The organism is Stenotrophomonas sp. S41, from assembly GCF_016624625.1.
In the GTDB taxonomy this organism is placed as follows: Bacteria; Pseudomonadota; Gammaproteobacteria; order Xanthomonadales; family Xanthomonadaceae; genus Stenotrophomonas.
The window spans coordinates 1-2,621 of the sequence record NZ_JACVTV010000190.1 but is presented as its reverse complement, the minus strand read 5'-3'; the positions used below and the strand labels follow the sequence as shown (position 1 = coordinate 2,621).

Sequence of the window (2,621 nt, the reverse complement as noted above, 5' to 3'; positions counted from 1 at the left end):
GTGCGCCTGCTGCTGGATGAACTGCACCGCATGGACGTGCTGCCGCCGCCTCCGCCGCCACATGCCGTCAATGCAACCACCAATGCCGATCCCAGGACCGACCGTGCCATCGTCTTGCGTTCCATCGATTCCTTCCCATGAACGTTGGCCTGCCAAGCTCCCTGCAGGCATCAAGGGCTGCCCGGCGGCAGCCATCGCCGACCCTCTATACTTGGGCCGACCCCCACGCAGTCTGCCGGGAAACAGCGCTGCATCCAACAGCCGCCGTCTCCTTTCCGAACATTGCTTACGCATCAACGAGATTGCCATGTCCAACATCGTCATCGCCGCCGCCAAGCGCACCGCCATCGGCTCCTTCCTCGGCCAGTTCAACGGCGTGCCCACCCCGACCCTCGGCGCGGCCGCCATCGCCGCTGCCCTTGAACAGTCCGGGGTTCCGGCCAGCGACGTCTCCGAGGTCCTGATGGGCTGCGTGCTGCCGGCCAACCTCGGCCAGGCGCCGGCCCGCCAGGCCGCCATCGCCGCGGGCATCCCGCTGTCGGCCGGAGCCACCACGCTGAACAAGGTGTGCGGCTCGGGCATGAAGACCATCATGCTCGGCCATGACCTGATCAAGGCCGGTTCGGCCACGGTCGTGGTCGCCGGCGGCATGGAATCGATGTCCAACGCCCCGCACATGCTGCCCAATTCGCGCACCGGCAACCGCTTCGGCAACTTCCAGGCGGTGGACCACATGGCCCACGACGGCCTGGTCAACGCCTACGACGGCAAGGCCATGGGCGAGTTCGCCGAATGCGCGGTGGACAAGTACCAGTTCACCCGCGATGAGCAGGACGCCTACGCCATCGAATCGGTGCGCCGTGCGCAGGCCGCGCAGGCCAATGGCGCCTTCGCCGACGAGATCGTCGCGGTGAAGGTCGCCACCCGCAAGGGTGAGGTCGAGTTCGCCACCGACGAGCAGCCAGGCCGTTCGGACATCGCCAAGATCCCGACCCTGCGCCCCGCATTCAAGAAGGACGGCAGCGTCACCGCCGCCAGCTCGTCCAGCATTTCCGACGGCGCCGCCGCGGTGGTGCTGCTGACCGAGGAAGATGCCACTGCGCGCGGCATCACCCCGCTGGCGCGCATCGTCGGCCACGCCACCCATTCGCAGGAACCGGAGTGGTTCACCACCGCCCCGATCGGCGCGATCCACAGCCTGCTGCAGAAGACCGGCTGGACGCTGGACCAGGTGGACCTGTTCGAGATCAACGAAGCCTTCGCCGTCGTCGCCATGGCGCCGATGCGTGAGCTGGGCATCCCGCATGCGAAGATCAACGTGAATGGCGGTGCCTGCGCACTGGGCCATCCGATCGGCGCGTCCGGCGCGCGTCTGGTGGTGACCCTGGTCAACGCCTTGCGCACGCATGGCGGCAAGCGCGGCATTGCCACGCTGTGCATCGGTGGCGGCGAAGCAACGGCCATCGCCATCGAATTGATCTAAAAGGGATTAACGCTGATTTCGCAAAAATGAATGCGGGATCGCTTGACAGCCAAACGTGGCTTGTCATCATGTTGTCGGCGCGCAGTTGCGCGTTGCCTAATTCAACGACGAGGATTCACACAATGAGCATCAACAAGCTGCTGGTCGCTATGTCCCTGGCCCTGGCCCTGGCCGCCTGCTCGAAGCAGGAAGCTGCCCAGGACGCCGCTGCTTCGGCCAACGAAGCCGCCACCGAAGCCCAGGCTGCTGCCGACCAGGCCGCCGCTGCTGGCGCCCAGACCGCCGACGCTGCCCAGCAGGCTGCTGACACCGCCGCCACCGCTGCCGACGCTTCGACCGACGCTGCTGCCCAGGCTGGCGCTGCTGCCACCGACGCTGCTGCCGGCGCTGCTGCCGACGCTGCCAAGGCTGCCGAAGGCACCGCCGAGCAGGCCAAGGACGCTGCTGAAGAAGCCAAGAAGTAATAACTTCTTTCTTCACGCTGTTCTGGAAAAGCCGCTGGTTCGCCAGCGGCTTTTTCTTTGCCTGAAGGGTGCCGCCGCACCACCACCGGGCCTTCACGACGGCATGAATAGGCTGGCGTCCCCATCCATTGCAGCACTGGAGACCGCCATGAAGATCCGTCCGCTGACCACCTCCCTGCTGGCCGCCTCCCTGCTGCTGGCCCTGGCCGCCTGCAAGGGCCCGGAGGCCGAACAGGCCAGGCAGGACGCTGCACAGGCCGCCGACAGCGCTGGCGCCGCCGCCCGCGAAGCCGTGGACAAGGCCGCCGCCGCCACCCGCGAAGCCGCCGACAAGACTGCCGAAGCGTCCGAGCACGCCGCCGCCGACACCCAGCAGGCGCTGGACAATGCCGCCGACGCGACCGCCAACGCCGCCGACCAGGCCAAGGCCGCCGCCACCGATGCCGCCGCCCACGCCAGCGACGCCACCGCGACCGCCGCGCAGAAGGTCGCCGACAAGGCCCGCGACGTCGCCGCCGACGCCAAGGCCAACGCCGCCAAGGAAGAAGCCAAGCACTGACCCACCGCTGCGCTCGCCGGCATGGCCCGGCGCTACCGGGCATTAACGCTCGCCGGGCATGGCCCGGCGCTACCGCATACAGGAAAAGCCGCGGCATTGCCGCGGCTTTTCTGGT

Annotated in this window: 3 protein-coding genes; all 3 read left to right on the top strand. The window is 67.8% G+C overall.

The window, feature by feature from the left end; genetic code table 11:
• The first annotated feature begins 307 nt into the window (after positions 1-307).
• The 3 genes from IAE56_RS20760 (at position 308) to IAE56_RS20750 (ending at position 2,506) form a co-directional block, all read left to right on the top strand.
• Positions 308-1,483 (top strand): thiolase family protein, encoded by a 1,176-nt coding sequence (locus IAE56_RS20760; RefSeq protein ID WP_200753819.1) that lies wholly within the window; start codon positions 308-310, stop codon positions 1,481-1,483.
• 122 nt (positions 1,484-1,605) lie between these two features.
• The gene (locus IAE56_RS20755) at positions 1,606-1,947 is read left to right on the top strand and encodes a hypothetical protein (RefSeq protein WP_079222730.1); all 342 of its coding nucleotides are present in this window, start codon (positions 1,606-1,608) and stop codon (positions 1,945-1,947) included.
• A gap of 148 nt (positions 1,948-2,095) precedes the next feature.
• A complete protein-coding gene (locus tag IAE56_RS20750; protein ID WP_200753818.1) occupies positions 2,096-2,506 on the top strand; it encodes a hypothetical protein in 411 nt (136 codons plus the stop codon).
• Positions 2,507-2,621 lie beyond the last annotated feature (115 nt).